Origin of the sequence: Aeromonas sp. QDB68 (genome assembly GCF_027707405.1) — a bacterium.
In the GTDB taxonomy this organism is placed as follows: Bacteria; Pseudomonadota; Gammaproteobacteria; order Enterobacterales; family Aeromonadaceae; genus Aeromonas; species Aeromonas caviae.
This window is the reverse complement of sequence record NZ_JAPCIQ010000137.1, coordinates 1-6,701: the sequence shown is the minus strand read 5'-3', so window position 1 is coordinate 6,701 and position 6,701 is coordinate 1. Positions and strand designations below refer to the sequence as shown.

The 6,701-nt window shown below is 61.9% G+C and carries 5 protein-coding genes; 3 read left to right on the top strand and 2 right to left on the bottom strand.

The window, feature by feature from the left end; translation table 11 throughout:
* Positions 1 to 111: 111 nt before the first annotated feature.
* A complete protein-coding gene (locus tag PG892_RS20830) occupies positions 112 to 1,026 on the bottom strand; it encodes a LysR family transcriptional regulator (RefSeq protein WP_029314115.1) in 915 nt (304 codons plus the stop codon).
* Between the two features lie 120 nt (positions 1,027 to 1,146).
* On the opposite strand from PG892_RS20830, the gene PG892_RS20825 reads away from it, so the two are divergent.
* The 3 genes from PG892_RS20825 to oxyR all read left to right on the top strand — a co-directional run bounded on the left by PG892_RS20825 (position 1,147) and on the right by oxyR (position 3,749).
* On the top strand, positions 1,147 to 2,004 hold the full coding sequence (locus PG892_RS20825; RefSeq protein WP_010673815.1) for a Vmh family MBL fold metallo-hydrolase: 858 nt from the start codon (positions 1,147 to 1,149) through the stop codon (positions 2,002 to 2,004).
* A 74-nt stretch (positions 2,005 to 2,078) separates the two neighbouring features.
* The gene (locus PG892_RS20820; RefSeq protein WP_010673816.1) at positions 2,079 to 2,723 is read left to right on the top strand and encodes a DsbA family protein; all 645 of its coding nucleotides are present in this window, start codon (positions 2,079 to 2,081) and stop codon (positions 2,721 to 2,723) included.
* Between the two features lie 129 nt (positions 2,724 to 2,852).
* Positions 2,853 to 3,749: a DNA-binding transcriptional regulator OxyR gene (oxyR, locus tag PG892_RS20815; RefSeq protein ID WP_010673817.1), complete on the top strand. Its 897-nt coding sequence runs from the start codon at positions 2,853 to 2,855 to the stop codon at positions 3,747 to 3,749.
* A 70-nt stretch (positions 3,750 to 3,819) separates the two neighbouring features.
* Here the strand turns inward: oxyR and PG892_RS20810 are convergent, their stop codons facing one another.
* On the bottom strand, positions 3,820 to 6,309 hold the full coding sequence (locus PG892_RS20810; protein ID WP_010673818.1) for a penicillin-binding protein 1A: 2,490 nt from the start codon (positions 6,307 to 6,309) through the stop codon (positions 3,820 to 3,822).
* Between the last annotated feature and the right edge of the window lie 392 nt (positions 6,310 to 6,701).

Here is a 6,701-nt window from a genome sequence, read left to right as displayed (position 1 = left end):
AGCCAAACCACAGAAGTATGCGACGAGAAAACCTAGTAAAAACAATGCCAGTCAGGCTTAACTGACTGGCATTAGGGCCGCGAGGCCCCTTTTTTGTGCGGCTCGCAGGGATCAGAGAGAGGGAGGGGCTTCCTGCCACAGGGGATCGTCCGCCATCCGCTCCACGAGAAAGTCGAGGAAGCTGCGCAGCAGGGGGGACATCTGTTTGCGGGTGCCATAAACGGCATAGACGCCGAGGCGCTTGGGCTGCCACGGGGTGAGCAGGGGGACCAGGGCGCCGCTTGCCAGATGGGGGTGAACCGAGTAGGCGGGTTGCAGACTGATCCCCGCCCCGTCCAGGGTGGCGGCCAGCAGCAGGTTGGAGATGTTGGCGCTGAGGTTGCCGCTCACCGGGACGGATTCGGGACCATCGGGCCCCAGAAACTCCCACAGGCTCTTGCCGAAATAGGTGTAGGTGAGGCAGTTGTGCAGTGCCAGATCCTGCACCTGCTGCGGCGGAGCATGGCGGGCCAGGTAGGCGGGGCTGGCGCATACCACCGAGTGGCAGGTGCCGAGCCTGCGGGCCACCAGGTTGGGATCGAGGTCATTGGTGATGCGCAGGGCGAGATCGATTCGCTCCTCCACCAGATTGACCGTCCGGTCCAGCAGCAGGATGTCGATCGCCGTGCCGGGGTAACGGGCCAGGTAGTCGTTCGCCGCCCCGACCAGCAGGGCTTCGGAGAGAGAGTAGCTGCAGGTGATGCGCAGTTGCCCCTTGGGGGCCTCGTCATGGCGGATGGCCAGGTGTTCCATCTCTTCCCCCAGGGCCAGCATGGCTCTGGCCCGGTTCAGCGCCTCTTCTCCCGGCCCGGTCAGGCTCAGCCGGCGGGTGGTGCGGTGCAGCAATCTGGCCCCCATCCAGCGTTCCAGCTCGGCCAGGTAGCGCGACACCATGGCGCGGGACATCTCCAGTTTCTCCCCGGCGCCGCTCAGGCTGCCCTGTTCCACTACGCAGACAAAGACCCGCAATGCGGTCAGCCTATCCATCTTGTGCCCCTATATGCTCGATTTGTGCAACAGTGATGCGCCCATTATGCGGTATTTGTATCGATGGTGATGCAATAAACTGCGCTCATTCCATTAATCCACACCGATGAGCGTTATCTGATGAACAACACACTGCGTACCCTGACCCTGACCAGCCTCCTGATGACGGGTTCCGCCCTGGCGGCCCCCCTGACCGTGACCGTCTACAACCCCGGCGAGAAGGCCATCTTCCCCGTCTCCTCCTCACTGGTAACCGGTGACAAAGAGGCCATCCTGATCGATGCCCAGTTCGATGTGCAACATGGTCAGGCGCTGGTGGACATGATCAAGAAGAGCGGCAAGAAGCTGACCACTGTCTATATCAGTGCCGGTGACCCCGACTTCTACTTCGGTCTGGAACCCGTCATGGCGGCGTTCCCGGATGTCAAGGTGCTGGCCGACCAGCATGTGGTCGACCATATCAAGCAGACCAAGGATGCCAAGCTGAGCTACTGGGGCCCGATCCTGGGCAAGGATGCACCCAAGAGCCTTACCGTGCCGCAAGTGATGACGGCCAGCCACCTGACGCTGGATGGCGAGAAGATTGAAATCAAAGAGATGAACACCCCGAATGCCTACCTCTGGGCCCCTTCCATCAAGACGGCCTTTGGTGGTGTGCCGGTCTACAGCGGCGTGCACGTCTGGATGGCGGACAGCCAGTCCAAGGCCGCTCGCAGCCACTGGGTCAAGGCGCTGAACAATCTGCTGGCGCTGAAACCTGAGCGCGTGGTGCCGGGTCACTTCCTGGGGACTGCGCCCAAGGGTACCGAAGCCGTGACCTTCACCCGTGACTACGTGCAGCGCTTTGAGCAAGAGCTGGCCAAGACCAAGCACTCCGGCCAGCTGATTGAAGCGCTGAAGAAGGCTTACCCCTCCCTGCCGGTCGATGATGGCCTGGCCATCGGTGCCAAGGTCAATACCGGCGAGATGAAGTGGTAACTCCCTGACGCCTACATCCCTGTGTTTTTTTCCGGGCCCGAGGGCCCGGTTTTTTATCCAGCATTGAAGCGAGAATGATGATGAACGAAGCGCAAACAACCCTCCATTATGTCTATGACCCCCTCTGTGGCTGGTGCTATGGCGCCGCCCCCCTGCTGAAAGCCGCTGCCGAGATCCCGGGCCTTCGCATCGAACTGCATGGGGGGGGCCTCTGGATGGGCGCCAGGCGCCAGGCCATGGGACAGCCCCTGCGGGACTATGTGCGCCCCCATGACGAGCGCATCCATGCCCTCACCGGACAGCGCTTTGGTGAGCGCTACTTCAACGAGCTTCTGCTCAACGAGTCACTGCTCCTCGACTCCGAGCCGCCCATACGCGCCGTTCTGGCGGTGAGCGAGCTTGGCGGCGACGGCCTTGCCTTGTTGCACCGCATCCAGGAAACCCACTACCGGGATGGGGAATGGGTCGGTTCCCCGACACGGCTGGCGGCGCTCGCGCGGGAGCAGGGGCTGACACCGGAAGCATTCGCCCTGGCCTTTGGTCGGGTCGATCTTGTGGGCCATCTGGCCACAAGCCAGGCGTGGCTGCGCCGGCTCGGCGGGCAGGGGTTCCCGACCCTGGGATTGATGCAAGGGGAGCGCGTCGTTGTGCTGCCTGTCTCCTCCTATCTGGGAGAGCCAGCGGCGTTCGCGGATCACATCACCTCCCTGATGGGGTGAGTCTCTCGCCCATCGCCTGCGGCTTGTCAAAGGAGAGGGAGAGGGCAGACCCGTCTGCGCGCCTCCCTTGTCCCCCGCACCGTTCTTGTGCATGCTATCGGCCTCATTGAACGGCAGGATGCAGTACCTATGAACCTTCGCGATCTCGAATATCTGGTAGCGCTGGAAGAGGAGAAACACTTTCGCAAGGCAGCGGAGCGCTGCTTTGTCAGCCAGCCGACCCTGAGTGGTCAGCTGCGCAAGCTGGAAGATGAACTGGGAGTGATCCTCATCGAGCGCACCTCCCGCAAGGTGCTGTTCACGCCCGCCGGCGATGCCATGGCCCGTCAGGCGCGCAAGGTGCTCAAAGAGGCGCGAGAGCTCAAGAGCATAGGCCAGCACTTCGCCGAGCCCATGTCCGGCGAGATCCACATCGGTTTCATTCCCACCGTGGGCCCCTACCTGCTGCCCCACATCATCCAGGATCTGCGTGAACACTTCCCCAAGCTGGAGTTCTACCTCTACGAAGATCAGACCCAGGTGCTGCTCAAGCGGCTGGAGGAGGGGGAGCTGGATTGCCTCGTGCTGGCGGAGCTGGAAGGGATGGAGGGGTTTGGCGCCATCCCCCTCTATCAGGAGCCCATGTGGCTGGCCGTGCCTCAGCATCACCCGGAGGCGAGCGCCAAGGCGGTGCCCCTGCACAATCTCAAGGGCAAGAAATTGCTGATGCTGGCCGACGGTCACTGCCTGCGGGATCAGGCGATGGGTTTCTGTTTTGCCGCAGGCATCGGTGAGGATCAGCGCTTCAAGGGCACCAGTCTGGAGACCTTGCGCAACATGGTCGCCGCTGGCAGCGGCATGACGCTGGTGCCCAGGCTCGCCGTGCCCGCCAACCCGGAGGAGGGGGGTGTCAGCTATCGCCCGGTAATCAACCCCGTGCCGGGGCGCACCATCTCCCTGCTCTATCGTCACTACTCGGTGCGCCGCCCCTGCTTCAATGAGCTGGCGGCCCGCATCTCGAGTCTGATGAAAGCCCTGCTGGGCTGACGCAGCCCGCTCGTCATCCCGAAACAAAAACCGGCGCCTGGGCGCCGGTTTTTGTTGTTTCCAGGGGGACCTAGAAGATGTCGTCGGTGGAGACGGGACCGTCTGTGGTCGCATCGTCACCGCCATACACCTGGTTGCCATCGGAGATCTGGCTCGCGTAGCGGGTGGGCTCTGTGCCCTCCTTGAAGAACTCCTCCGTAGTACTGCCATCGGCGCGATTGGTCAGCAGACCGGTTTCACGATCGATGCGGACCTGCATGATCCCTTCGGGGACCGGCATCTTGCGCTCGGGCACCTGTTGCAGAGCCGTCTTCATGAAGTCAATCCAGATGGGCTGGGCGGCACCACCGCCAAACTCGGCCCGGCCCAGACCGCGCTGGTGGTTGTCAAAACCGATCCAGGAGGTGGCCACCAGATTCGGGGTATAGCCGGAGAACCAGGCATCCCGGGATTCGTTGGTGGTCCCCGTCTTGCCCGAGATGTCGTGACGCTTGAGGTCACGGGCTGCCCGCCAGCCGGTACCACGCCAGCCATTGCCACCCCAGATGGCGGTGGTCAGGGTGTCGGTGATGAGGAAGGCGCTCTGGGCGCTGATGGTCTGCGGTGCCATGTTGTTGGGCACGACAGGATCGATGGGGCACTGGGCCTTCCAGTCTGCCGTGGTATTGGCATAGGCATCCGCGCTGTCGAGACCGGCGGCGGCCAGCACGCCGCAGTCGCGGCAGGCGGCGGCCGGGTTGGCCTCGAACAGGGGGGTGCCGAAGCTGTCAGTCACTTCGGTAATGAAGTAGGGGGTGACCTGGAAGCCGCCATTGGCCAGCACCGAGTAGCCGCGCACCACTTCCAGCGGGGTGAACTCCGCCGCACCCAGCGCCAGGGATTCGTTGGCGGAAATGTGATCACGGGCGAAGCCGAAGCGGGTCAGGCCGTCGATATAGGTATCCAGCCCGATGGCGCGCATCAGGCGGACCGACATCACGTTCTTGGACTTGGCAAGGCCGAGGCGCAATGTGGTCGGCCCTTCATAGATGGCGGGCGAGTTCTTGGGCTGCCACATGGGGCCCTTGGCAGGATCCCACTGGTTGATCGGTGCATCGTTGATGAGGGACGCCAGGGTATAGCCCTGCTCCAGCGCGGTGGCATAGAGGAAAGGCTTGATGTTGGAGCCGACCTGACGACGGGCCTGATCGACCCGGTTGAACTTGGAGAGCTCGAAGCTGAAGCCGCCGACCAGGGCCTCGATGGCGCCGTCTTGCGGGTTCATGGCCACCAGGGCGGCGTTGACGTCGGGGATCTGGGAGAGCAGCAACTCTTCCCCCTTCTCCCTGACCCAGATCTGGGCGCCGACTTTCAGTACATCCCGCGCCGATTTCGGGGCAAAGCCCTGGCGATCGTCGGTGATGAAGGCACGCGCCCACTTGATGCCATTCCAGCCCAGTTCGGCCTGTTTGCCATTCTTGAGCACCAGGGTGGCGCTCTTGTCGCCGAGCTGGGTGACCACGGCGGCCATCAGGGGCTGATAGGTCGGCTGCTTGGCCAGATGGGCCATGATCTGCTCGTAGTCCCAGGCCGTTTCACCGGCTTTCCACAGCAAGGCGGTCGGGCCACGGTAGCCGTGGCGGGTGTCGTAGTCGAAGACACCGTCCAGCAGCGCCTGATGGGCGGCGCGCTGACGCTTGGCGGTGACGGTGGTGTAGACGTGCAGCCCCATGGTGTAGGCATCTTCACCAAACTGCTCCACCATCTTCTGGCGTACCATCTCGCTCAGATAGGGGGCGTTCAGCGTAGTTTCGGCACCGTGAAAACGGGCCTTGACCGGCATCTTGGAGGCTTCGTCATACTGGGCCTGGGTGATCTTGCCGGTTTCCAGCATGCGACCCAGTACCACGTTGCGGCGGGCGAAGGCGCGCTCCGGGGAACGGATCGGGTTCAGCATGGAGGGGGCCTTGGGGAGACCCGCGATGATGGCGATCTCGTCCAGGGTCAGATCTTTGACCTCCTTGCCGAAGTAGACCTGGGCGGCCGCGCCGACCCCGAATGCCCGGTAGCCGAGGGGGATCTTGTTGAGATAGAGGGTGAGGATCTCGTCCTTGGAGAGGTTCTGCTCGATGCGCCAGGCGAGGAACACTTCCTTGATCTTGCGTACAAGAGTCTTCTCGTTGCTCAGGAAGAAGTTGCGAGCCACCTGCTGGGTAATGGTACTGGCGCCCTGGCGCGCCTGGCCGGAGACGGCCCAGACGGTGGCGGCACGGATGATGCCGATGGGATCTATGCCCGGGTGCTCATAGAAGCGGGCATCTTCGGTGGCGAGTACGGCATCGATCATGGACTGGGGAATTTCGTCCAGCCGCAGAGGGATGCGACGAATTTCGCCAAACTGGGAGATCAATTCCCCGTCCCGGCTGTAGACCTTCATGGGGGTAGCCAGTTTGACATCGCGCAGAGCGCTGACGTCCGGCAACTGGGGCTTGATGTAGAAGTAGATGCCGATGAGGCTGGCAACGCCCAGCACAGCACCCAGCATCATGACAATAAACAGGCGAACGAGCCATTTCAGCATGGAAGAACTACCAATCGTCTTAAAATTAGCCAACGGGCGCAGAGTATAGCCTTTTTACCCTCGCGGATTCGAGGTTTTCCTCTCCGCAAACAGGCGACCCCGAGAAGAGGCGGGAGGGTAGCACTCCAGGGCACAATTACCAAGGGGGCCGCAATCAAGGCCGAAAGGAGAGGGGCGTCAACTTTTGACACAAACTTTATGACATTGATAGATAGAGCATTATATTGAGTTAAGCCGTCACATCATGACGCGCTGTCCTACAATAAGTCCGAAAACCCAATAACGCATGGATGTGTATATGTTTGGGCTATTAAGTAAGGTTCTTCGCGGGATCTTGGGGAAGTGGAAGTTGACAGACAGGGTGCTGGTAAACTGGCTGTCTCCAAACACAC